This window comes from Lentzea aerocolonigenes (assembly GCF_000974445.1).
GTDB lineage: Bacteria > Actinomycetota > Actinomycetes > Mycobacteriales > Pseudonocardiaceae > Lentzea > Lentzea aerocolonigenes.
Window position 1 is genome coordinate 230777 of the sequence record NZ_BBOJ01000016.1, and the last position, 21943, is coordinate 252719.

Genomic DNA, 21943 nt, shown 5'->3' on the forward strand with positions numbered 1-21943 from the left:
TCTTCAGTCCACCGTCACGTAGTCCGGGCCGCTGTAGTGGCCGTCCAACTGGGTCCGCCGCTGCATGAGCAGGTCGTTCAGCAACGTCGACGCGCCGAACCGGAAGAGGTTCGGGTCGAGCCACTCCGGCCCGGCCACCTCGTGCACGGCGACCAGGTACTTGATCGCGTCCTTGGTGCTGCGGATGCCACCGGCGGGCTTGACCCCGCGCAGCTCACCCGTCTGCGTCTGCCAGTCCCTGACGGCCTGGAGCATCACGTGCGTCACCGGCAGCGTCGCGGCGGGCTGCACCTTGCCGGTCGAGGTCTTGATGAAGTCACCACCGGCCAGCAGAGCCAGCCAGGACGCGCGGCGCACGTTGTCGTACGTCACGAGCTCGCCGGTCTCCAGGATGACCTTGAGGTGCGCGTCCCCGCACGCCTCCTTGACCTTGACGATCTCCTCGAACACCTGCCCGTAGCGGCCGGAGAGGAACGCGCCGCGGTCGATCACCATGTCGACCTCGGTGGCGCCCTGCTCGACGGCGAACCGGGTGTCGGCGAGCTTGATGTCCATCGTGCTGCGGCCGCTGGGGAACGCCGTCGCCACGCTGGCGATGTTGATCCCCGTGCCCGTCAGCTCGTCGGCCGCGGTCCTGACCATGTCCGGGTAGACGCAGACCGCTGCCACCTTGGGCACGTCCGGCCGGTCCGGGTCCGGACGCTTGGCTTTGGCGGCCAGGCTGCGCACCTTGCCGGCGGTGTCCGCACCCTCCAGCGTGGTCAGGTCGACCATGCTGATCGCCAGGTCGATGGCGTGCAGCTTGGAGGCCTTCTTGATGCTCCGCGTGCCGAGGCCCGCGGCTCGTTGCTCGACGCCGACCTGGTCGACGCCGGGGAGCCCGTGCAGGAAACGCCGCAGCGACGATTCGTCGCGCGCGGCGTCAGCCAGGGCCGACGGCAGTGTCGTTGGAGCAGCCATGTGTGCGAGTCTAAGCGGAATGGGACGCCCGTCCTAAGTGAGGACGTTTCCCCTGGTCAAGCGGTGTAGAAGCACGTCGGATACCGCTCCGTGAGCTCCAGCTTCGCCATCTCGAACTCGAACAGTGCGGTGCCGTTGCCCGCGAAGTCGGCGCTGTCCAGGCACTCGTCGAGAACGCCGTGCAGGGTGCGCACGACGGCGCACTTGCGCGCTGCCGGGATCTGGTCGACCCACAGGCAGTTCGCGGCCGCGGAGTCGTCGCAGACCTCGAGGTCCGCAGGGTCGGTGGAACGCGCGCGGAGGGTGGCGATCACGGTCTCGAAGGAGCCGCTCCGCATCGTGACCTCGCCGTCGTCGAAGGCGATCATCGCGACCATCGTTTGCTCTCCAGCTCGAGGCAGTTCGTACGGGAAGTCGTTCCAGGCGAAGGCGGTTTGCGCAGATCAGGCAGGTCACCCGGCAGCGTGCCCGCGCGCCCCCGGATGAACCCGATCACCTCGTGGAAGTGCCGGGTGCCTGCTCGCAGCGCGCCCGTCTCACCGAGGTCCGGGTGCCGCAGGGCGACGGTCCACGGAGCCGGGTCGTCCGCGCAGCGCGGGCCGTCCAGCCTCACCGCACCAGCTCACGCCGGTTGAGCGGCACCGTGCGCTCGTCGAGCTCCGGCGCGTCCTGGGCCGCGCTGCCCGTGCGCTTGAGCTTCTGCCACGGCAGCACCGCACCGGCCAGCGCGGTGATCACCGACTGGATCACCACGAGGTACATGAGCTGCCGGTACACGACCGGTTGCAGCGCGACGGCCCACAGCGGCCGCAGTCGTTCGCCGTCGAGCCGGAACGCGATCACCGCGGGCACCAGTTGCAGCGCCAGGAACCCGAGCCACGCGAACGCGCCGGCGACGGGATCGGTCCACAGGCTCAGCACCGCGAACACGTCGATCGCGGGTGCCAGCACCGGCAGCAGCACCTGGTAGAGGAAGAGGTACGGCAGCGCGCGACGGCCGAGTTTGCCGCCCATGCCGCGGTCGAAGACGGCGCCGCGGTGCTTCCACATCGCCTGCAACGTGCCGTAGCACCAGCGATAACGCTGCCGCCACAGCTGACCGAGGCTCGCCGGTGCCTCGGTCCAGGCCCGCGCGTGCTCGGTGTAGACCACGGACCAGTCGGCGCGTTCCAGCGCCATTGTCAGGTCGGTGTCCTCGGCCAGCGTGTCCTCGGGGACGCCACCGACCTCGCGCAGCGCCTCGACGCGGAAGCCGCCCACCGCGCCCGGCACCGTCGGCATGCACTGCATGACGTCGTACATCCGGCGGTCGAGGTTGAAGCCGATCACGTACTCGATGTGCTGCCAGCGGCCGAGGAGCCCTGACCTGTTGCCCACCTTGGCGTTGCCCGACACCGCGCCCACCGCCGGGTCGGCGAAGGGCTGCACGAGGTTGGCGACGGTCTCCGGTTCCAGCACGGTGTCGCCGTCGACCATCACGACCAGTTCGGTGCGGGTGTGCCGCAGCCCGGTGTTCAGCGCCGCCGCCTTGCCCGCGTTCCGCTGGCGCACCAGGGAGACGTTGGGCAGGTGCAGGCTCTTGACCACCTCGGACGTGCGGTCGGTCGAGCCGTCGTCGATCACGATCACGTGCACGGGGTTGGTGCTCGAGAGGATCGTGCGGACGGTCGCCTCGATGCCCGCTTCCTCGTTGTAGGCGGGCACGAGCACCGTCACCATCTGCGGCCGCAGCCGTGGCGCGTGCTTGCCGGGTTTGCGCTTCGCGTGGATCGCCGTCGTGACCAGCAGCACCGCGGCGCGGGCGAGCGCGAGCACGCTGGAGATCAGGACGAGCCACGTGAGCAGCTCCGTGACGAACCGCGAGAACCGCACGGCCAGCGACACCGCCGTGCCCTCCGCGCGTTCGGCCGCCGTCGCCGGACGGATGACCTGCTGCACGCCGTACGCCTCGCCGGCGGTCTGGAACGTGAACCCGCGCTCCTTCAGGCTCGGGATCAACTTCTCCAGCGCGGCAACGGTTTGCGATCGATCACCGCCGCCGTCGTGCATCAGCACCACGGCGCCCTTGGTGTCCTTCGGCGAGGAGTTCGCGACGATCGCGTCCGCGCCGGGCCTGCGCCAGTCCTCGCTGTCGAGGTCGGAGAGCAGCACGAGATTTCCGGCCGCGGTGACCCGTTGGATGCCGACCAGGTCCTCGTCGTCGACCGCGTCCGGCCGGTTCGAGTAGGGCGGCCGCACGAGCTGGCTGAATTGCCCGGTGCCGCTCGCCACGACGAGCCCGGTCTGCCCCAGCTCGATCCGTGCGCGGGTCGCGCCCACCTTGCCGAGGTCGACGTGGGTGAACGTGTGCACGCCCACCTCGTGACCCTCGGCGTGGACGCGTTCCAGCACGTCCTGGTGCTGCGCCGCGTTCGCGCCGGTGACGAAGAAGGTGGCCTTGACCCCGAAGCGCCGCAGCACCTCGAGGATCTTCGGCGTCCACTCGGGGTCGGGCCCGTCGTCGAACGTCAGCACCACCGTGCGGTCCGGCGTGGTGCGCGAGCTGAGCCCCGACCCGGTGTCGCCGATCAGCGGCCCGCCCTGGTGCACGCTCTCCGGCACCGTGTTCGCGGGTCCAGCGGTCGGCGCGGCACCCTGGCCGACGCGGCCGACCACGAACGTGTCCAGCAGCAACGCGCCGAGCAGGATCACCATGCTCAGCCCCAGCAGCACCCAGTGTGCGCGCGGCTGAGGTCTCACGGCTTGCCTCCGCCGGGGTTGCTCGGCCGGTTCGACGCACCCGGTGGATCGGTGCGCTTGTTGCCGTTCTCGACGGTGGTCGTGGTCGTCGGCGTGGTGTTCGCCACGGGAGCCGCGCTCGTGGCGGCCGGCGGAGTGGTCGTGGTTTCGTTGCGTGGCAACGATGTTGCTTCGGGTGACGAAGCAGGGGTGTCCGTGGTGGTGGTGACGGCGGGTTCGGCGGCCTTCGGGATCGGCAGCAGCGTCGTCGGGTTCACCGGGCCACCGGCGAGCGCGATGACGAGAAGTACCAGGTAGGACACCACGCCCACGGCGACAACGCCGATGGCGATGCGCATCACCTTGCGGCGGCGGCCACTCGGATCAACGAAAACGGGTCTGTCAGAGGGAGTCGTCATGACCTTCGCGGGGGAGGCGGCATGCGGTCGCAGGAGGCTAACCGGTTACCTCTTCCAGCGGAAGTCGTTCTTTGTGGCACGCGGGGCCCTTGCGCGCGCTCCTGGAGTACGAAAGCTCCCCGCGTACTCTCCGCAACGTCAGTCGAGCAGTTCGCGCAAGATCTGCGACTTCTTCCGCTTGGGCCCCTTGACCTCGACACCGCCCATGATCGCGAGTCCGGTGATGCGCACGGTGGGAGCACCGGGAATGTGCCGCCGCCCCGGCGCGCGGTCCTCGAAGGCGCCCATGAACCCGAACCCGTCGACCTTCACGTTGATGTCGTCCGGCACGCGGATCTCGACACCGCCCCAGAACGCGAAGCAGCTGATGGTGACCTCGGCCTCGGCGAAGCTCGCGTGGGTCAGGTCGATCTCGATCCCGCCCATGACCGCGACGGCGTTGTGCATCCGCGGGACGACCCACTGGCCCTTGCGGTTGACGCCGGACCAGAAGGCCACCGACACCGCGCTGCCCGGCTCGCCGCCGATGCGGTCGCTCAGCGCGGGCTGGTACTGCGGCACCGCCGGCGTGTGCGGCAGGCCGCTCAGCACCAGGTCGGCGGTGATGGGAGCGAGCTCGCCGTAGGTCTTGGCGGCGTAGACGGCCGCGAGCCGCTCGTCCAGCTCGTGGATGTCGAGGCGCCCCTCTGCCGTCGCCTGGTGCAGCACCTGCGCGATCCGTTCCCGGTCCGCGTCCGAGGCGCGCATGTGACTCTGGTCAGCCGGTACCAGCTCGTCGCTCACCCGATCGAGTTTAGGGCTCCTACTTGCGGTTCGGGGCGTACTTGACCGTGATGGCGAATGCCAGCACCAGCAGTGCTCCGAGTGCCGCAGCGAGTGCCGGGCTGTGGCCCCACAGCGCGGGCAGCACACCGATCACCACGGCGAGTGACGTCGACACACCCAGGATGACCAGCGGGGATTCACACACTTGCTGGACGGGCTTCTGCTTGATCGTCACCGTTCGCACCTCCGCGTCTCAACTGGCTACGAGACACTTCGGAGTCGCTTTGTCGATTCTGTACTCCCGGATCGGGTTGTATCGGCCCCGAATCGGGTTACGCGGTCGGCTGGCGCAGCGGCAGCCCGGCCGCCCGGTAGATCGAGTCGATCACCGTCATGTTCTTCACGGCGTCGTCCGCGGTCGTCGGGAACGCCTTGCCGTGCAGCACCGCGTCGGTGAACGCGTCGAGCTGGTAGGCGTAGGTCGCGCGCCGCCCGAACGTCTCGGCCGAGCTCCTGTCCTTGAGCCGCAACGACAACCGGTGGAACACCTGCGGGCCCAGCGGGTTGAAGACGCTCAGCGTGCCGTTCTCGCCGACGGCCTTCATCGACAGCTTGAGCACCGTCGACGACCACAGCGACGCGTGCACCGAACCCGTGTGGCCGGACGGGAAGCGGAGTGAGGCGCGCATCGCCCTGTCGATGGACGGGCCGCGCAGCAACGCCCGTGCCGAGCGCACCTCCGGTTCCTCGCCGCCGAGCAGGCGGGCCATGTGCACGGCGTAGCAGCCGGCGTCCATCATCGCGCCGCCCGCGAGCGAGTAGTCGTAGCGGATGTTGGAGAACATCGGCAGCGGGAAGCAGACGGAGGCCTCGACGTGCCGCAACGGTCCGAGCACGCCCGAGCGCATGATCTCGTCGACGCGCACGGCCAGCGGGTGGTAGCGGTAGTGGAACGCCTCCATCACCACGAGCCCCGAGTCGCGGGCGGCTGAAGCCACTGAGGCGGCCTCGGAAGCGTTGGCGGTGAACGGCTTCTCGCACAGCACGTGCTTGCCCGCCTCCAGCGCGGCCAGCGTCCACCTGCCGTGCAGGCCGTTCGGCAGCGGGTTGTAGACGGCGTCGACGGCGGGGTCCGCGAGGAGCTCCTCGTACGAGCCGTGCACGCGCGGGATGCCGTGCTTGTCGGCGAATGCCTGGGCCCGTTCCGTCGACCGCGCGGCGACCGCCACGACTTCGGCGGCGGTCGACGAGCGGGCCGGGCGGATGACAGCGGGTGGCGCGATCATGGCCGCGCCGAGCACTCCGATGCGCACGTGGTCCGTCACGCGGACGACCCTACACCCATCAGTTAACGGCGTTCACTCCGTCAGATCGGTGGCCCTGGGCGGGAAGAACGGGATCTTGTCGATCGGTGCGGGGCCCGACCAGTTCCACGACTCCATCTGACCGCGCGACCTCCTGCCGAAGAACGCGCGCCACAGCTCGTAGCCGTCGACCTCCAGGGTGATCGGGCCGTCGCCGAGGTCGCCGAACTCGGTCTTCACGGTCACGTCCGGCATCCTGCGCGGCGTCATCCACACCAGGGTCGGTTGCCACACGGTGCCCGGCAGGCGTTCGCGGCCGAGCGCGGCGCGCAGGTCGGCCTCGTGGGTGATCGCGTCCAACGCCAGCTGGAACGGGATGCGCTCCATCTCGCCGATGTGCTCGCCGGCGACGTTCCACTGCTCCAGCAGGTCGTCCACGGGCACGTTCTCGCGTTCGGCGACGTGCCTCGCGGTCCACTCGTCGGACGGTGCGCCCTCCATGCGACCGCTGACCAGATCGGACGCGCCGCCCGCTAGATGTGCGATCAGCTGGTGCACGGTCCACTCAGGACAGGCGGGCACGGGACGGGCGAGCTCCTCCGCGCCCAGGCCCATCGTCAGGCCCACGACGCGCTGACGTGCCTCCCGGTAGATCTCTTCGAACACCCCTAGCTCCTCCCAGCGGTTACGGTGTCGGGCATGGACGTCCTGGTCGTCGATCATCCACTCGCCAAGGCGAGACTCACAACCATGCGCGACGCGCGCACGGACAACGCCGCGTTCCGCGCGGCGTTGCAGGAACTCACGGTCATGCTGGTCTACGAGGCCATGCGCGAGGCGCCGCTGACGGAGGACCGCACCCACACGCCGGTCGCGCGCACCACCGGTTACCGGCTGGCGAACCCGCCGCTGCTCGTCCCGGTGTTGCGGGCCGGGCTGGGCATGGCCGACCAGGCGCACAAGCTGATCCCGGACGCCCAGATGGGCTTCGTGGGGCTCGCGCGCGACGAGGAGACGTTGCAGCCGACGCCGTACATGGAGTCGTTGCCGGAGAACCTCGCGGGACGTCCCGTGTTCGTGCTCGACCCGATGCTCGCGACCGGCGGCTCGATGGCCTACACGATCCGGTTGCTGACCCAGCGCGGCGCGACCGACGTGACGGCCGTGTGCGTGCTCGCGGCGCCCGAGGGCATCAACCACCTCGAGGACTCCAAGCTCCCGGTGCGTCTCATCACGGCGTCCGTGGACGAGCGGTTGAACGACTCCGGCTTCATCGTCCCCGGTCTGGGCGACGCCGGTGACCGTCTGTACGGGGCGGTTTAGGACATACCTCCGATCGGACGTAGCAGTGGTCTAGACCTTAGAGCTAACGTGCTCTGGACCACAACGCCGCTGCCGCCACCCGATTGAGGAGTCACATGTCCAGACGGAGATGGGGTGTCGCCGCGCTCGCGGTCGGCGCCCTGTCAGCGTCGCTGGCCGTTGCGCCGGCGAACGCCGATGTCGAGACCAGTGGGCACCACGGTTACTCGAAGGCCCGGACCGTCGGGTACTTCATCCAGTGGGGCGTGTACGGCCGGAACTTCCGGGTCCGCAACCTCGTGGACAGCGGGGCCGCCGCGCGGCTCACGCACCTGAACTACGCCTTCGGTTTCCTCGACGAGTCCGGCAAGTGCGTCAGCGCCGACCCGTGGGCCGACTGGCAGATGCCCTACACCGCGGAGCAGTCCGTGAGCGGCAAGGCCGACGAGCCGGGGCAGGCCCTGATGGGCAACCTGAACCAGCTCAAGCAGCTGAAAGCCAAGTACCCCAAGCTGAGGATCAACATCTCGCTGGGCGGCTGGACGGGCTCCCGGTACTTCTCCAACGCCGCGCTGACGCCCGAGTCGCGCGCCGCGCACGTCAAGTCGTGCACCGACATGTGGATCAAGGGCAACCTGCCGGGTCTGCCGGAGGGCGCCGCGAAGGGCGTCTTCGACGGCGTCGACCTCGACTGGGAGTGGCCGGCGAGCCCCGGCAACCCCGAGCCGCCCAACGTGATCCGCGACGCCGACCGCGAGAACTTCACGCTGCTGCTCGCCGAGTACCGCAAGCAGATGGGCTGGAACCGCGACCTGACCGCGTTCCTCCCGGCCGACCCGAAGCAGGTCGACAAGGGCTTCGAGGTCGCGAAGGTGTTCTGCTACCTCACCTTCGGCACGTTGCAGGGCTACGACTACCACGGTGCGTGGGACCCGGAGGCGAACCAGCAGTCCGCGCTGCGCGTGCCCAAGGGCGACCCGTCCAAGGACGAGTTCAGCTCCGAGGTGACGGTCAACGCGTGGCTGCGGCGCGGTGCTCCGCGGTCGAAGGCCGTGCTCGGTGTGCCGTTCTACGGCCGCGGCTGGACCGGTGTCGCACCCGGCACGCGCAACGGCCTGTTCGGCACGGGCACGCCCGCGCCGGCGACGTACGAGGCCGGCTACGAGGACTTCCACGCCATCAAGACGAAGCTCGCCGACCCGAAGTACAAGATCTACCGCGACGAGCGCGCCGGGTTCGCGTGGATCTACGACGGCACGACGTGGTGGACCTACGACGACGCGACCGAGATGAAGCGCAAGGCCCGCTTCATCAACGAGCGCAAGCTCGGCGGCGCGATGATCTGGTCGCTCGACGGTGACACCGCCGACGGCGAGCTGATCAAGGCGCTGGACGGCGCCCTCAAGTAGCAGTGCCGAAGTGAAGGCCGCACCACGAGACGGACTGTCCTAACCGGACAGTTCAGCGGGTCCGGGGAGGTTTCGCGGCGGCCGCCTCCCCGGATTCCGCCAACCACCCCCTGCCGTGCGCGCGCAACGCCAGCTCGTAGGTGGCCTCGGCGTCCACGCCGGGCGGCAGGTTGCCGTTGAGCTCCAGGCTCACCAGGCCGTGCGCGATGCCCCACATCGACATCGCGATCTGCTCCGGGTCCTCCGCGAGGTAGACGCCCTGCTCGACCGCCCGCCGCACCGCGTTGATCACGGGCGCGAACGTCCTGCCCGCCGCGCGGCTCATCTCCTTCGTCGGCTCGACGACCTTCGAGTACAGCACCGAGTAGAACTGCGGGTCCTCCAGAGCGCTGCGCCGGTACGCCAGGCCGATCTGGAGCAGGTCCTCCGCCGGGTCGTCGGTGATCGGCACGTTCGCGAGGTTCGTCCCGAACCGGTTGAACGCCTCGTCGTAGAGCGCCTCGAGCAGCGCGGGCTTCCCGCCGAAGAGGGAATAGACCGCGGTCGTCGAGGTGTTGACGTCGGTGGCGATCTTGCGCAGGCTCACCGCGGCCGGGCCCTCGGTGCTGAGCAGCTCGCCCGCCCGTTCGAGCAGACGCCGCCGCAGAGCGTCGTCGTGGGTCTTGGGCCTGGGCATCGCGCAATTCTAACGGGCTCTGGCTTCAGTGGTATCACATTGATACCGTCTCTCCATGGCGATGACCTTGCGGTTGACCGAAGAGGAGAACCTGCGGCTCGCTGAACTGGCGCAGGCCGAGGGTCGCTCCAAGCAGGAGGTCGTGCGGCTGGCGATCGCGGACCGCTACCAGCGCATGCAGCAGGAAGAGAAGCTCGGTGAGGTTCTCGGGCGAGTTCTGCCCAAGTACCGAGGTCTTTTGGATAGGCTCGGATCTTCCTGAAACTGTCAGACCTCTGTGATCAACTGGGTGCCGTGATCTCCTACCTCGACGCCGGGGACCTCCTGGTGCTGGCCACGGCCGTGACCGGCGGCGATCTCGTCGTCAGGGACATCGGCCTGCTGGACACCGCGGCGTACCGTCCCCGCGCCACCGTTCTCGGCGTGGAGGCTTACGACACGCTGTGGCTGAAGTCCTCCGCCTTACTCGACTCGATCGTGCGAACCCGCCCTCTCATCGAGGGGAACTGGCGGCTCGGCTGGGTCGCCGCCGTCACGATGTGTGACATCAACGGCTACTGGATCGACGCCGACGAGGACGACGCGCTCGACCTCGTGCGCGCCCTCGGCCGTGACAAGATCGACGTCCCGGAGATGGCAGGTCATCTCGAAGCGTGGGGACTCCCGAAGGATTCCGCTTGACCTAGAGCGCACTCTAGGTCATAGCGTCGAGTCCGTGAGTTACTCGATAGCCCAAGCCGCGCAGCGCAGTGGGTTGTCCATCGACACCTTGCGCTACTACGAACGAATCGGGCTCGTCGACCCGCCCGCGCGGGACTCGGGCGGTCGTCGCAGCTACTCGGACGACGACCTCGGCTGGCTGGCCTTCGTGACGCGCCTGCGCACGACCGGCATGCCGATCCGCATGATGCGCGAGTTCGCGCAGCTCAGGCACGGTGGCGACCTGACGGCAGGCCGCCGCAAACAGATCCTCGTGGAGCACCGCAACGACGTCCGCGCCCGCGTGGCGGAGTTGCAGACGTGCCTGGAGGTGCTCGACTACAAGATCGACCACTACGCGGTGGTTGAGCGTGACTTGGAGGCGACGGCTTAGGACCAGACCTGTCGCGCCCGCGCTGCCCCCGCCAGGATCTCGGTGCCGTCCAGCTCGATCCGCGTCTCGCCGACGCCCCGGGCTTCCCATCTCACGGCGACGACAAGCGGTCCGGGCGGGGGCAGCGGGTGCACGTAGATGCCCTGCCGCAGATGTGTTTCACCGCCACCGGCGGTTGAGGTGACGTTCAGCGTCACCATTGCACTGGTGTCCTGTCCGTGTTCGAGCGGATCCAGCGTCGTGGCCTTGCGTCCGTCGGGAAATCGCACCGCCACGTTCAGTCCGTCGGGTGCCGGTTAGCTGCGAGCCCTGGCCGCCGACCGCGGCGTCACGGCGGGTCAGCTGGCGCTGGCGTGGGTGCAGCACCGCGGCGACGACGTGGTGCCGATCCCGGGGACCAAGCGGATCAAGTACCTGGAGGAGAACGTGGCGGCAGCTTCGCTCGCGCTGTCCTCCGACGACCTGGCCGCGATCGAGGCCGCGGTGCCGGCGTCGGCGGTGGCCGGGGACCGGTACCCGGACATGAGCACCGTGGGCCGTTAGAACACACGTTCGAAGGTATCCCCAGGGTTGTCCACAGGTTGGGGACAAGAGGCTGTGGACAACCCTGGCTTCATGTGGACAACTGGGCCGCGACGGTGGCGCCGAGCTCCCAGCAAGCCTCCAGATCGGCCTTCGACGGCTCACCCGTGACGAGGACGTGCTGAGCGGCCTTCTCCCAGCCCAGCCCGGTCGTGGCCGTCTCGACGCTGCGCACCGCACCCGTCGTGTCGTTGTTGCCGTGCACGTAAAGCCCGAACGGCCTGCCACGCGAGGAATCGAGACACGGGTAGTAGACGGTGTCGAAGAAGTGCTTCAACGCACCGCTCATGTACCCGAGGTTGGCGGGCGTGCCGAGCAGGTAGCCGTCGGCCTCCAGGACATCCACAGCGGTTGTGGACAACGCGGCTCGCCGGACCACCTCGACGCCTGCGATCTCGGGTGTGGTGGCGCCGGAGACCACGGCTTCGAACATCGCCTGCAGGGCGGGCGACGGAGTGTGGTGGACGATCAACAACCTGGACACGTCGAGCAACATAACGCCCATGACCCGTGCCTCCTACGACGTTGTCGCCGCCAGCTACGCCCAGCTCATCCCGGACGCGCACGACGGCCGTCCCCTCGACGCCGCGATCATGCGGGCGTTCGCCGAACTCGCGAACGGCCCGATCGCCGACCTCGGCTGCGGCACCGGCCGCATCACCCAGCACTTGCACGAGCTCGGCAAGGACGTGTTCGGCGTCGACCTGTCCGACGGCATGCTCGACCAGGCGAAGAAGCTCTACCCGCACCTGGACTTCTTCCAGGGCGACATCACGAAGCTCGACCTCGCCGACGACAGCCTGGGCGGCGCGGTCGTCTGGTACTCCACGGTCCACATGCCGGCGGAGGAAGTGCCGTGGCAGGAGTTCCACCGCGTCCTCGAACCCGGCGGGTACCTGTTGCACGCCTTCAAACTGGGCAACCGGAAGAACCACATGACCCACGCGTACGGCCACGACGTGGACCTCGACGTGTACTGGCACGACATCGACGAAACCGTGAGCAACGCGACGGAAGCCGGGTTCAACGAAGTGGCACGCCTGCAACGTCAGAAGGGTGTGGACGAAGGGGGACCGCAGGCGTTCTTGTTGATGAGCAAACGGAACCCCGCGCCCGGCCAGACGTCTTAGTGGGTGTACACAGGAGGGACCATGAAGACCACCGCCCTTATGACCACCAGTCCTCGTCAGCGTCGCATCACCTGGGGTTTCGGCCTTGCGATCGGCATCGGGATGATCGGGTTCGGGCCCCTCTTCGCGTCGCTGTGGCCGGGGTTCGACCACAGTCCGTGGGACGTCAACACGATGTTGTTCGGACTCGGCGTGGGGCTTTGCACGATCGCGTACATCTTCGGGCGGATCGCCGTCGCGGCGGTCACGGAGGGTCGCCGCAACGCGATCGCCCCGCCGACCAGAAGGGCCTACTTCGTGGCCGGCGGGGGCTTTGCCCTGGCCGCGTTGTGCCTGGCGATCGCGCTGGCTAGCTGACCAGCTCCGTCACCCGCTCACGCAGCTCGGCCAGCCGAGCCCTACCTGCCGCACGGGCGGACTCCAGTCCGTCCGTGACCGGCTGGACGACTTCCAGGTACGCCTTGAGTTTCGGTTCGGTGCCGGACGGGCGCACGATCACGCGCACGCCGTCGGCCGTCCACCGCAGCACGTCCGCGCCGGGGAGCAGGTCCTCGGACTCGAAGTCCGCCGGCGGGGTGGCGCGCAGGCGGGACATGGTCGCGCCGATCAGCGACAGATCGGTGTACCGCAAGGAGATCTGGTCGGTCAGGTGCAGGCCGTGGTCCAGCGCGAGCTGGTCCAGGGCGTCCAGCAGCGTGCGGCCCGACGCCTTCAATCCGGCCGCCAGGTCCGCCGCCACGACGGCCGCCGAGATGCCGTCCTTGTCCGCGACGAACTCCGGGTCGACGCAGTTGCCGAGCGCCTCTTCGTAGGCGAACACGAGGCCTTCGCCCGCGCGTGCCAGCCACTTGAAGCCGGTCAGCGTCTCCGCGTACCGGGCGCCGTGCGCCGCCGCGATCGACTTCAGCAGCGACGACGACACGATCGTCGTCGCCACCAGCGGATCCGCCGACTCCGTGGTGGACAGCACGAGCGAGCCGAGCAGCACGCCCGTCTCGTCGCCGCGCAGCATCCGCCACGTCGAGCCGTCACGCACGCCCAGCGCGCACCGGTCGGCGTCCGGGTCCAGGGCGATCGCCAGGTCCGCGTCCACCGACGCCGCGAGGGACAGCAGTTCGTCGGACGCGCCCGGCTCCTCCGGGTTCGGGAACACCACGGTCGGGAAGTCCGGGTCCGGCACCGCCTGCGAGCGCACCACGTGCACGTCGGTGAAACCCGCGCGCCGCAACGCTTCCACGGCGAACGCGCCACCGACGCCGTGCATCGGCGTCAACGCGACCTTCAGCTCACGCGAGTTCTGGCGCGGCAGCGAGGCGACTCGTTCCAGGTACTCGTCGACCTCGGCATCGGACACCGTCGTGTACGTGGTTGCCCGCGGCACGGACACGGCAGCGGGAACGGCCTCGATGGCCTTCTCGATCTCCCCGTCCGACGGCGGCACGATCTGCGAACCACCGGCCAGGTAGAGCTTGTAGCCGTTGTCCGCGGGCGGGTTGTGCGACGCGGTGATCTGAATTCCTGCCACAGCACCGTGTTTGCGCACCAGGAACGCGAGCACCGGCGTCGGCAACGGCCCCGGCAGCATCCGCACGTCGAAGCCCGCCGCCGCCATCACCTCGGCGGCAGCGGCGGCGAAGTCCTCGGAACCGTGCCGGGCGTCGCGCCCGACGAACACCAGGCCCGAAGTTGTTCCCAGCCACGACGCCAGACCGGCGGTCGTGCGGACGACCGTGGCGACGTTCATGCCGTTGGTGCCCGCACGCACCGGCCCGCGCAGCCCGGCGGTGCCGAACGTGAGCGGCCCGGCCATGCGGTCCCGCAAGTCCTCCAGCGCGGCGGCATCTCCGCCCATCGCCCGCGCCAACACGCCCTGCAGCTCGGTTCGAGTCGCGTCCGACGGGTCGTCAGCGATCCACCGGAACGTCGCGTCACGCAGTGCCGGCGTCAGGCTCATGCGCGGTCCACCAGCTCACGCAGCAGCGTGCCCATGCGCTGAGCGGCGGCGGCACCGGCCTCCAGCACCTCCTGGTGGTTCAGCGGCTCGCCGGTGATGCCCGCCGCGAGGTTCGTGACCAGCGACAGACCGAACACCTCGACGCCTTCGGCCCGCGCGGCGATGGCCTCGTGCACGGTCGACATGCCGACCAGGTCCGCGCCCATCGTGCGCAGCATCCGGATCTCGGCCGGCGTCTCGAAGTGCGGGCCCGGCAGACCGGCGTACACGCCCTCCTCCAGCGACGGGTCGATCTCCTGCGCCAGCTTGCGCAGCCGCGGCGAGTACAGGTCCGTCAGGTCCACGAACCGCGCGCCGACCAGCGGCGACAGCGAGGTGAGGTTCAGGTGGTCGGAGATCAGCACCGGCTGCCCGACGGACATGCCCTGCCGCAGGCCACCGGCCGCGTTCGTCAGCACGATCGTGGACACACCGGCAGCAGCAGCCGTGCGCACGCCGTGAACGACCTTCTGCACGCCCTTGCCCTCGTAGCCGTGGGTACGGCCGAGGACGACGAGGACCTTCTTGCCGCCCACGTCGACGGAACGGATGGTGCCGCCGTGGCCGAGCGCGGTCGGGGCCTCGAAGCCTTCCAGCTCACCGACGGGGATTTCGCTCGCCGGCTCACCGATCACGTCGGCGGCTGGCCGCCAGCCGGAACCGAGCACGATCGCGATGTCGTGCTTCGCCACGCCGGTGCGGCTCTGGATCTCTTCCGCGGCCTTGCCGGCCAGCTCTTCTGGAGTCACCGCCAGATGTTAAACCGGGGCGAACGTGGAGGCGATCGCGTCGAACAGCCGTGCGCGCGCCTCGTCCTCCTGCTCTGTGGGCACCACCACTTCGACCACCCACAGGTCGTGGTTGAACGGCAGCACGCGGGAGAAGTGCGACCGCCTCAGGGCGTTGGGTTCGTCACCCTCGACCGTGCGGTAGACGAACTGGATGCTGTCCTCGATGCGCGGCCCGGAGAGATTCGGCGTCGGCACCGTCTCGCCGCCGAAGAACCGGCCGGGCCACCGCGACTGCACCCCCGTCACGTACGTCTTGACGTCGCGCTTCGGGTAGTAGTCGGGGAACCGTTGCACGGTCACCTGGTACGCGCCGCTGCCGGACACGAAGTGCACCACCGCCGACGTCGGGAACCTCAGGTCGGCGGCGCGCTGCTCGGTGTACATCGACCAGCTCTGCTCGACGTTCAGCTTGAACTCGCCGCCCTGGTCGCCGATCGCCGTCAAGGCGGACGCGGTGCGCGGCACCAGCGTTGCCGAGTTGGGCAGCGTCGGCAGGGTCTGCACCGTCTGCTGGGTCGGCGGCAGCAGTGGCACGCCCGCGGCCAGTCTGGTGAGCGCGAACCCGCCACCGGAACCCACCACGAACAGCAGGACAGCCGCGACCAGCACGAACGTGGAGGCGACCCGTCCCCGGCGCTGAGGCGTGATCGGCTTGGTGACCATGAACGGCAACGGGCCGGGGTCGTCGGCCAGCGGCGCGTCCGGTTCGATCTTCGGCTTCGGCCGCACGACGACCGGCAGCGGCACGGACTCGCGGACCTCGAACGCGTCCGTGCCCGGCTCCGGCAGCAGCGGGTAGACCTGCTTGCGCACGTCGACCAGCGACAGCCGCTCGGACGGCTCCTTCCGCATCAGCCCGCTGATCACCGGCGCGAGCCGATGAGCACCCGCGGGCACCGGCACGTCACCGTTGATCACCGCGTTGATCGTCTGCATGACGTTCTTGCCCACGTACGGCGGTTCGCCCGCCATCGCGGCCCACATCGTGGCGCCGAGCGACCACCGGTCCGCAGCCTCGGACACGTCACCGCCCTGCGCCACCTCGGGCGCGATGTAGGCGGGCGTGCCGAGCGTGATGCCGCGCGCGGTCATGGTGGCCTCGGCGACGTTGCGCGCGATGCCGAAGTCCGTGAGCTTGACCCGCCCGTCGTCCGCGATCAGGACGTTGCCCGGTTTGACGTCCCGGTGGGTGATCCCGACCCGGTGCGCGGACGCCAGCGCGGCCGCGACCGCGTCCAGCACCGCGGCGCCCTGCTTCTCGGTGAGGCAGCCCTGCTCCTGCAACACCTCGCCGAGGCTGCGCGACGGCACCAGCTCCATCACCACGTACGGGTCGCCGTCCTGCTGCACGACGTCGTAGAGCGTGACGAGGTTCGGGTGGGAGAGCGCGGCCACGGCACGCGCCTCGCGCATGGTCCGTTCCCGCAGCTGAGCGGCCTCGACGTCGGGCATGCCGGGCGTGTGCAGAATGCCCTTCACGGCGACCTGCCTGCCCAGCACCTCGTCGTGAGCGGCCCACACGGTGCCCATCGAGCCCTGACCGAGCACGTGCAGCAACCGGTACCGGTCCGCGATCAGGCGTTTCAGGTCACCCTTGTCCACGACTCGATTCTTCCTGACAGACTGAGGTTCGCTTCACGGGTCCCGTCCGCGACAGCCGGGGCTGAAGCGGAACCACTTCAACCGCGACTCTCATCGAACGGGACCCATGAAGCGAACCTCACTGCATCGTTAACGGCGGTGAACCTCACATAGCCGTGTCGGTACTGGTCGGTAACACTGCAACGCATGATGGAGTTGGCCTTGCCCGCCGAATTCCGCTCGAACGAGTTCCCCTCGGCGTCGAGGGAGCAGTGGCGTGAGCTGGTCGACGCCGTGCTCCGCAAGACCGGTGCGAGCTTCGACTCGCTGGTCACGAAGACGTACGACGGCATCGAGCTCCAGCCGCTCTACACCCCCGACGACGCGCTGCCCGCCTACGCCCTCGTGCCGGCGAAGCAGGGCTGGGACGTCCGCCAGCGCCACTCCGTGCCCGATCCGGTCGCGATCATGAACGACCTGGAGGGCGGCGTCACCTCGTTGTGGCTGGCCCTCCCCGCCTCGTCGCTGGAACGCGTGCTGGACGGGGTGTACCTCGACCTCGCGCCGATCGTGCTCGACGGAGACGTCGACGCGGCGCGCACGATGCTGCGGATCTACGACCAGGCCCCGCTGCTGGCGACGGAGGTGCGCGGCAACCTCGCGCTGGTGCCTTCCGGTGAGGCGCTCGACGTCATCAGGCAGGCCGTCGAACAGTTCCCCGGCCTGCGGACCGTCGTGGTGGACGCGCTGCCGTTCCACGACGCGGGTGGATCCGACGCCGAGGAGCTCGGCGCGTCCCTCGCGCTGGCCGTCTCGTACCTGCGCGCGCTGACCGACGCCGGACTCGGTGTCGAGCAGGCGTTCGCGCAGCTGGAGTTCCGCTACGCCGCGACCGCCGACCAGTTCACGACGATCGCGAAGCTGCGGGCCGCGCGCCGGCTGTTCGCGCGCGTCGCCGAGGTGTCCGGTGTGGACGTGCCGCAGGTGCAGCACGCGGTGACGTCCTCGGCGATGATGACCCGCCGCGACCCGTGGGTGAACATGCTGCGCACGACCGTGGCTTGCCTGTCCGCTGGTCTCGGTGGCGCCGACTCGGTGACGGTGCAGCCGTTCGACGCGGCCATCGGGCTGCCGGACGAGTTCGCGCGCCGCGTCGCCCGCAACACGCAGAACCTGCTGCTGGAGGAGTCGCACCTCGGTGAGGTGATCGACCCGGCGGCCGGGTCCTGGTACGTCGAGAAGCTCACGGACGCGCTGGCCGGTGAGGCGTGGTCGTGGTTCCAGGAGATCGAACGCGCGGGCGGCCTGCCTGCCGCGCGCGAGGTGGTCGCTGCGCGGATCGCTGCGACGTGGGAGAAGCGGTCGGCCCGATTGGCGGATCGGAGTGACCCGATCACGGGGGTGAGCGAGTTCCCGAACCTGGGTGAGAAGCCGGTCGTGCGCGAGCCCCTCGTTGTTCGCGAGCCTGCCGCTGTCCGCGAACCTGCCGCCGGAGCCGAGCCCGCCCCCGGTCCTGCTGCGGACGAGTCCGCAGTCGTGCGCGAGCCCGCCCCCGGAATCGATTCGGACTCGCAGGCCCCCAGGGGGGATGCACCCCCCATCCCAAGTCTCTCAAGCAGGTCTGACAGTTTCGGCCTGCCGCGCGTCCGCTACGCCCAGGCCTTCGAGGAGCTCCGCGACCTCGCCGACGCCCAGCCCGAACGCCCCCAGGTCTTTCTCGCCACCCTCGGCCCGGTCGCCGCCCACACCGCCCGCGCCACCTTCGCCGCGAACCTGTTCAACGCCGGCGGTTTCGCCACCCCGAACGCGGGGCCCACGAAGACCCCGGAAGACGTGGCCGAGCAGTTCAAGGCGTCCAAGGCGAAGATCGCCGTCCTGTGCGGCAGCGAGACGAGCTACGCCGACCAGGCCGTGCCCACCGTGAAAGCCCTGCGCGAAGCCGGCGCCGAACGGGTACTCCTGGCAGGCAAGAAGAGCGACGCGCAGGTCGACGGCTTCGTGTACACGGGCTGCCCCGCGCTGGAGATCCTGAACAACACCTACGACTTCCTCGCCATCGAAAAATCCCAGGGAGTGGAGCGATGATCCCCAACTTCGCGGACATCGACCTCGGCCCGCTCCCGTCGGCGAAGTACGAGACCGACCTGCCGGTGTGGGAGACGCCGGAGGGCATCGCGGTCAGGCCGGTCTACACCCAGGCCGACACCGACGGTCTGGACTTCCTCGGCACCTATCCGGGCATCGCGCCGTTCCTGCGCGGCCCGTACCCGACGATGTACGTCAACCAGCCGTGGACCATCCGGCAGTACGCGGGTTTCTCCACGGCCGAGGAGTCGAACGCCTTCTACCGCCGCAACCTCGCGGCCGGGCAGAAGGGTCTGAGTGTCGCTTTCGACCTCGCCACGCACCGCGGCTACGACTCGGACCACCCGCGCGTGGCCGGTGACGTCGGCATGGCGGGCGTCGCGATCGACTCGATCTACGACATGCGCACGCTGTTCGACGGCATCCCGCTGGACAAGATGTCCGTGTCGATGACGATGAACGGCGCAGTGCTGCCGATCCTCGCCTTGTTCGTCGTCGCGGCGGAGGAGCAGGGGGTGAAGCCGGAGCAGCTCATGGGGACCATCCAGAACGACATCCTCAAGGAGTTCATGGTCCGCAACACCTACATCTACCCGCCGCAGCCGTCGATGCGGATCATCTCCGACATCTTCAGCTACACCAGTAGCCACATGCCGAAGTTCAACTCCATCTCGATCTCCGGCTACCACATGCAGGAGGCGGGGGCGACCGCCGACCTGGAGCTGGCCTACACGCTCGCGGACGGCGTCGAGTACATCCGCGCCGGTCAGGCGGCCGGCCTGGACGTGGACGCGTTCGCGCCGCGGCTCAGCTTCTTCTGGGCGATCGGCATGAACTTCTTCATGGAGATCGCCAAGATGCGGGCCGCGCGCCTGCTGTGGTCGAAGCTGGTCAACGGCTTCGAGCCGAAGAACCAGAAGTCCCTGAGCCTCCGCACGCACTGCCAGACCAGCGGGTGGAGCCTCACCGCGCAGGACGTGTTCAACAACGTCGCGCGCACGTGCGTCGAGGCGATGGCCGCGACCCAGGGCCACACGCAGTCGTTGCACACCAACGCACTCGACGAGGCCCTCGCGCTGCCCACCGACTTCTCCGCGCGCATCGCCCGCAACACGCAGCTGCTGCTCCAGCAGGAGTCCGGCACCACCCGCGTGATCGACCCGTGGGGCGGCAGCGCGTACGTCGAACGGCTCACCGCCGAGCTCGCTGCCAAGGCGTGGGAGCACATCACCGAGGTCGAGAAGGCCGGCGGCATGGCCCGCGCGATCGACGAGGGCATCCCCAAGCTGCGCATCGAGGAAGCGGCGGCGAGGACCCAGGCGCGCATCGACTCCGGCCGCCAGCCCGTCATCGGGGTCAACAAGTACCTGGTGGACAACGACGAGCAGATCGAGGTCCTCAAGGTCGACAACGCCGGCGTGCGCGCCCAGCAGCTCGAGAAGCTGCGCAGGCTCAGGGAAGAACGCGATCAGTCCGCTGTGGACAGTGCGCTGAACGCTCTCACCGACGCCGCCCAGGGCCAGGGCAACCTGCTGGAGCTCGCGATCAACGCCGCCCGCGCCAAGGCCACGGTCGGCGAGATCTCGGAGTCGCTCGGCAAGGTGTGGGGCAGGCACTCGGCCCAGATCCGCACCATCACCGGTGTCTACCGGCAGGAGGTCGGTCAAGTGTCCAACGTGGACGCCTGCCGCGAGGTCGTCGAGGCGTTCGCGGCGGAGGAGGGACGCCGCCCGCGCATCCTGGTGGCCAAGATGGGCCAGGACGGGCACGACCGCGGCCAGAAGGTGATCGCCACGGCGTTCGCGGACCTCGGCTTCGACGTCGACGTCGGCCCGCTGTTCCAGACGCCGGAGGAGGTCGCGCGCCAGGCCGTCGAGGCGGACGTGCACATCGTCGGCGTGTCCTCGCTCGCCGCCGGCCACCTCACGCTGGTGCCGGCGCTGAAGGCGGCGCTCACCGAGCTCGGCCGCGAGGACATCATGATCGTCGTCGGTGGCGTGATCCCGCCGCAGGACTTCGACGAGCTGTACGCGGCAGGCGCCTCGGCGATCTTCCCGCCCGGCACCGTGATCGCGGACGCGGCGAAGGACCTGTTGGTGAAGCTCTCGGGCCAGCTCGGGCATGCCTAGGGTGATCGACGTCGCCGAGTACGCGAAAGGCGTGCTCGACGGCAACCGCGGCGTGCTGGCCAGGGCCATCACCCTGGTCGAGTCGACGCGCGCCGACCACCGGGCCAAGGCCCAGGAGTTGCTGGTCGAACTGCTGCCGAAGTCGGGCAACGCGATCAGGGTCGGCATCACCGGTGTTCCCGGCGTGGGCAAGTCGACGTTCATCGACGCGCTCGGAACCGTGCTGACCGAGAAGGGTCACCGGGTCGCGGTGCTCGCCGTCGACCCGTCGTCGACCCGCACCGGCGGCAGCATCCTGGGCGACAAGACGCGCATGCAGCGGCTGTCGGTGAACCAGAACGCCTTCATCCGGCCGTCGCCCACCAGCGGCACGCTCGGCGGCGTCGCGCAGGCCACCCGCGAGACGATCGTGCTGGTCGAGGCCGCGGGCTACGACGTCGTGCTGGTCGAGACCGTCGGCGTCGGGCAGTCGGAGGTGGCCGTCGCGAACATGACGGACTGCTCGCTGTTCCTGACCCTCGCGCGCACCGGCGACCAGCTCCAGGGCATCAAGAAGGGCGTTCTGGAGCTCGCGGACGTCATCGCCGTCAACAAGGCCGACGGCGAGCACGAGATGGACGCCCGCAAGGCGGCGCGCGAGCTGGCCGGAGCGTTGCGGCTGCTGCGCCCGCCGGACGCTCTGTGGCACCCGCCGGTGCTCACCTGCTCGGGTCTCACCGGAGCCGGTCTCGACGAGTTGTGGTCCCGCGTGCTGGAACACCGGTCCACCCTGACTGACGCCGGCGAGCTGGACGAACGACGGCGGCGCCAGCAGATCGAGTGGACCTGGATGATGGTCCACGACGAACTGTGGCGGCAGTTGCGCGGAAGTGCCGCCGTGCGCGCGTTGGCCCCCTCCCTGGAGGAGAAGGTTCGTTCCGGTGAGCTCACCGCGACCCTCGCCGCCGAGCAGATTCTGCAGGCGTTCCAATCGGACTCTCGGTAGGCGCTTAACTAGTTTGGGTGA

At 69.3% G+C, this 21943-nt stretch carries 25 protein-coding genes and 1 pseudogene; 11 read left to right on the top strand and 15 right to left on the bottom strand.

Annotation, left to right across the window (positions count from 1 at the left end):
- Positions 1–3 precede the first annotated feature (3 nt).
- The 9 genes from deoC to AOM45_RS30135 form a co-directional block, all read right to left on the bottom strand.
- Positions 4–960, bottom strand: coding sequence for a deoxyribose-phosphate aldolase (gene deoC / locus AOM45_RS30095; protein ID WP_030470740.1), 957 nt, complete (start codon positions 958–960; stop codon positions 4–6).
- A 56-nt stretch (positions 961–1016) separates the two neighbouring features.
- Positions 1017–1328, bottom strand: a complete 312-nt coding sequence (locus tag AOM45_RS30100) for a hypothetical protein (protein ID WP_156094152.1) — start codon at positions 1326–1328, stop codon at positions 1017–1019.
- Complete coding sequence (locus AOM45_RS30105; protein ID WP_059362755.1) at positions 1325–1573, bottom strand: hypothetical protein; 249 nt, start codon at positions 1571–1573, stop codon at positions 1325–1327. The genes AOM45_RS30100 and AOM45_RS30105 overlap by 4 nt, the downstream gene beginning before the upstream one ends.
- On the bottom strand, positions 1570–3699 hold the full coding sequence (locus tag AOM45_RS30110) for a bifunctional polysaccharide deacetylase/glycosyltransferase family 2 protein (RefSeq protein ID WP_063757133.1): 2130 nt from the start codon (positions 3697–3699) through the stop codon (positions 1570–1572). The genes AOM45_RS30105 and AOM45_RS30110 overlap by 4 nt, the downstream gene beginning before the upstream one ends.
- A complete protein-coding gene (locus AOM45_RS30115) occupies positions 3696–4037 on the bottom strand; it encodes a hypothetical protein (RefSeq protein WP_030470736.1) in 342 nt (113 codons plus the stop codon). Before AOM45_RS30115 ends, AOM45_RS30110 begins: the two co-directional genes overlap by 4 nt.
- Positions 4038–4235: 198 nt before the next feature.
- The gene (locus AOM45_RS30120; RefSeq protein WP_372497483.1) at positions 4236–4880 is read right to left on the bottom strand and encodes a DUF1707 SHOCT-like domain-containing protein; all 645 of its coding nucleotides are present in this window, start codon (positions 4878–4880) and stop codon (positions 4236–4238) included.
- Between the two features lie 19 nt (positions 4881–4899).
- Positions 4900–5097, bottom strand: coding sequence for a hypothetical protein (locus AOM45_RS30125; RefSeq protein ID WP_059362759.1), 198 nt, complete (start codon positions 5095–5097; stop codon positions 4900–4902).
- 97 nt (positions 5098–5194) lie between these two features.
- Positions 5195–6187, bottom strand: a complete 993-nt coding sequence (locus AOM45_RS30130; RefSeq protein WP_030470733.1) for a Gfo/Idh/MocA family protein — start codon at positions 6185–6187, stop codon at positions 5195–5197.
- A 33-nt stretch (positions 6188–6220) separates the two neighbouring features.
- Entirely contained in the window at positions 6221–6832 is a 612-nt protein-coding gene (locus tag AOM45_RS30135) for a maleylpyruvate isomerase N-terminal domain-containing protein (protein WP_051784239.1), read from the bottom strand.
- Positions 6833–6865: 33 nt separating this feature from the next.
- Here AOM45_RS30135 and upp point away from each other — a divergent pair, with 33 nt between their 5' ends.
- Positions 6866–7489 (top strand): uracil phosphoribosyltransferase, encoded by a 624-nt coding sequence (gene upp / locus AOM45_RS30140; RefSeq protein WP_030470731.1) that lies wholly within the window; start codon positions 6866–6868, stop codon positions 7487–7489.
- Positions 7490–7584: 95 nt separating this feature from the next.
- On the top strand, positions 7585–8877 hold the full coding sequence (locus AOM45_RS30145; RefSeq protein ID WP_030470730.1) for a glycoside hydrolase family 18 protein: 1293 nt from the start codon (positions 7585–7587) through the stop codon (positions 8875–8877).
- A 52-nt stretch (positions 8878–8929) separates the two neighbouring features.
- Here AOM45_RS30145 and AOM45_RS30150 read toward each other — a convergent pair whose 3' ends face one another.
- A complete protein-coding gene (locus AOM45_RS30150) occupies positions 8930–9553 on the bottom strand; it encodes a TetR/AcrR family transcriptional regulator (protein ID WP_051784238.1) in 624 nt (207 codons plus the stop codon).
- Positions 9554–9608: 55 nt separating this feature from the next.
- On the opposite strand from AOM45_RS30150, the gene AOM45_RS30155 reads away from it, so the two are divergent.
- The 3 genes from AOM45_RS30155 to AOM45_RS30165 are packed head-to-tail and all read left to right on the top strand — an operon-like array spanning position 9609 to position 10646.
- Positions 9609–9815, top strand: coding sequence for a ribbon-helix-helix protein, CopG family (locus AOM45_RS30155; protein ID WP_030470728.1), 207 nt, complete (start codon positions 9609–9611; stop codon positions 9813–9815).
- Positions 9816–9847: 32 nt separating this feature from the next.
- Positions 9848–10234, top strand: a complete 387-nt coding sequence (locus AOM45_RS30160; RefSeq protein ID WP_030470727.1) for a type II toxin-antitoxin system death-on-curing family toxin — start codon at positions 9848–9850, stop codon at positions 10232–10234.
- A 34-nt stretch (positions 10235–10268) separates the two neighbouring features.
- Positions 10269–10646, top strand: coding sequence for a MerR family transcriptional regulator (locus tag AOM45_RS30165; RefSeq protein WP_030470726.1), 378 nt, complete (start codon positions 10269–10271; stop codon positions 10644–10646).
- On the opposite strand, the gene AOM45_RS30170 is transcribed toward AOM45_RS30165, so the two are convergent.
- On the bottom strand, positions 10643–10921 hold the full coding sequence (locus tag AOM45_RS30170) for a hypothetical protein (protein ID WP_059362762.1): 279 nt from the start codon (positions 10919–10921) through the stop codon (positions 10643–10645). The genes AOM45_RS30165 and AOM45_RS30170 overlap by 4 nt on opposite strands.
- A 25-nt stretch (positions 10922–10946) precedes the next feature.
- Here AOM45_RS30170 and AOM45_RS30175 point away from each other — a divergent pair.
- Positions 10947–11189: pseudogene (locus tag AOM45_RS30175) on the top strand (aldo/keto reductase); the annotation flags it as partial.
- Between the two features lie 70 nt (positions 11190–11259).
- Here AOM45_RS30175 and AOM45_RS30180 read toward each other — a convergent pair.
- Positions 11260–11712, bottom strand: coding sequence for a flavodoxin family protein (locus AOM45_RS30180; protein WP_030470723.1), 453 nt, complete (start codon positions 11710–11712; stop codon positions 11260–11262).
- A 19-nt stretch (positions 11713–11731) separates the two neighbouring features.
- Between AOM45_RS30180 and AOM45_RS30185 the strand changes: the two genes are divergently transcribed.
- Positions 11732–12358: a class I SAM-dependent methyltransferase gene (locus AOM45_RS30185; protein ID WP_030470722.1), complete on the top strand. Its 627-nt coding sequence runs from the start codon at positions 11732–11734 to the stop codon at positions 12356–12358.
- Between the two features lie 21 nt (positions 12359–12379).
- Complete coding sequence (locus AOM45_RS30190; RefSeq protein WP_236703882.1) at positions 12380–12715, top strand: hypothetical protein; 336 nt, start codon at positions 12380–12382, stop codon at positions 12713–12715.
- Here the strand turns inward: AOM45_RS30190 and AOM45_RS30195 are convergent.
- From AOM45_RS30195 to AOM45_RS30205, 3 genes are read right to left on the bottom strand one after another with little or no spacing between them, the layout of a single operon-like run.
- Positions 12708–14312, bottom strand: coding sequence for a phospho-sugar mutase (locus AOM45_RS30195; RefSeq protein ID WP_030470720.1), 1605 nt, complete (start codon positions 14310–14312; stop codon positions 12708–12710). The two genes, AOM45_RS30190 and AOM45_RS30195, sit on opposite strands and share 8 nt — an antisense overlap.
- Positions 14309–15100: a purine-nucleoside phosphorylase gene (locus AOM45_RS30200; RefSeq protein ID WP_030470719.1), complete on the bottom strand. Its 792-nt coding sequence runs from the start codon at positions 15098–15100 to the stop codon at positions 14309–14311. Before AOM45_RS30200 ends, AOM45_RS30195 begins: the two co-directional genes overlap by 4 nt.
- Before the next feature lie 9 nt (positions 15101–15109).
- Positions 15110–16744 carry a serine/threonine-protein kinase gene (locus tag AOM45_RS30205; protein ID WP_030470718.1) on the bottom strand — a complete coding sequence of 545 codons (1635 nt, stop codon included), beginning with the start codon at positions 16742–16744 and terminating at the stop codon, positions 15110–15112.
- Positions 16745–16930: 186 nt separating this feature from the next.
- Here AOM45_RS30205 and AOM45_RS30210 point away from each other — a divergent pair, with 186 nt between their 5' ends.
- From AOM45_RS30210 to meaB, 3 genes are read left to right on the top strand one after another with little or no spacing between them, the layout of a single operon-like run.
- Entirely contained in the window at positions 16931–18808 is a 1878-nt protein-coding gene (locus AOM45_RS30210; RefSeq protein ID WP_030470717.1) for a methylmalonyl-CoA mutase family protein, read from the top strand.
- Positions 18805–20937 carry a methylmalonyl-CoA mutase gene (gene scpA, locus AOM45_RS30215; protein ID WP_030470716.1) on the top strand — a complete coding sequence of 711 codons (2133 nt, stop codon included), beginning with the start codon at positions 18805–18807 and terminating at the stop codon, positions 20935–20937. The genes AOM45_RS30210 and scpA overlap by 4 nt, the downstream gene beginning before the upstream one ends.
- Positions 20930–21922 carry a methylmalonyl Co-A mutase-associated GTPase MeaB gene (gene meaB / locus AOM45_RS30220; RefSeq protein ID WP_030470715.1) on the top strand — a complete coding sequence of 331 codons (993 nt, stop codon included), beginning with the start codon at positions 20930–20932 and terminating at the stop codon, positions 21920–21922. The genes scpA and meaB overlap by 8 nt, the downstream gene beginning before the upstream one ends.
- The last annotated feature ends 21 nt before the right edge of the window (positions 21923–21943 follow it).

Excerpts from the sequence above, each read along its gene's own strand:
- AOM45_RS30185 (WP_030470722.1), top strand. The coding sequence starts at position 11,732 with ATGACCCGTGCCTCCTACGACGTTGTCGCCGCCAGCTACGCCCAGCTC.
- AOM45_RS30155 (WP_030470728.1), top strand. The coding sequence starts at position 9,609 with ATGGCGATGACCTTGCGGTTGACCGAAGAGGAGAACCTGCGGCTCGCT.
- AOM45_RS30195 (WP_030470720.1), bottom strand. The coding sequence starts at position 14,312 with ATGAGCCTGACGCCGGCACTGCGTGACGCGACGTTCCGGTGGATCGCT.
- AOM45_RS30145 (WP_030470730.1), top strand. The coding sequence starts at position 7,585 with ATGTCCAGACGGAGATGGGGTGTCGCCGCGCTCGCGGTCGGCGCCCTG.
- upp (WP_030470731.1), top strand. The coding sequence starts at position 6,866 with ATGGACGTCCTGGTCGTCGATCATCCACTCGCCAAGGCGAGACTCACA.
- AOM45_RS30100 (WP_156094152.1), bottom strand. The coding sequence starts at position 1,328 with ATGATCGCCTTCGACGACGGCGAGGTCACGATGCGGAGCGGCTCCTTC.
- AOM45_RS30150 (WP_051784238.1), bottom strand. The coding sequence starts at position 9,553 with ATGCCCAGGCCCAAGACCCACGACGACGCTCTGCGGCGGCGTCTGCTC.
- scpA (WP_030470716.1), top strand. The coding sequence starts at position 18,805 with ATGATCCCCAACTTCGCGGACATCGACCTCGGCCCGCTCCCGTCGGCG.
- AOM45_RS30115 (WP_030470736.1), bottom strand. The coding sequence starts at position 4,037 with ATGCGCATCGCCATCGGCGTTGTCGCCGTGGGCGTGGTGTCCTACCTG.
- AOM45_RS30190 (WP_236703882.1), top strand. The coding sequence starts at position 12,380 with ATGAAGACCACCGCCCTTATGACCACCAGTCCTCGTCAGCGTCGCATC.
- deoC (WP_030470740.1), bottom strand. The coding sequence starts at position 960 with ATGGCTGCTCCAACGACACTGCCGTCGGCCCTGGCTGACGCCGCGCGC.
- AOM45_RS30210 (WP_030470717.1), top strand. The coding sequence starts at position 16,931 with ATGATGGAGTTGGCCTTGCCCGCCGAATTCCGCTCGAACGAGTTCCCC.
- meaB (WP_030470715.1), top strand. The coding sequence starts at position 20,930 with ATGCCTAGGGTGATCGACGTCGCCGAGTACGCGAAAGGCGTGCTCGAC.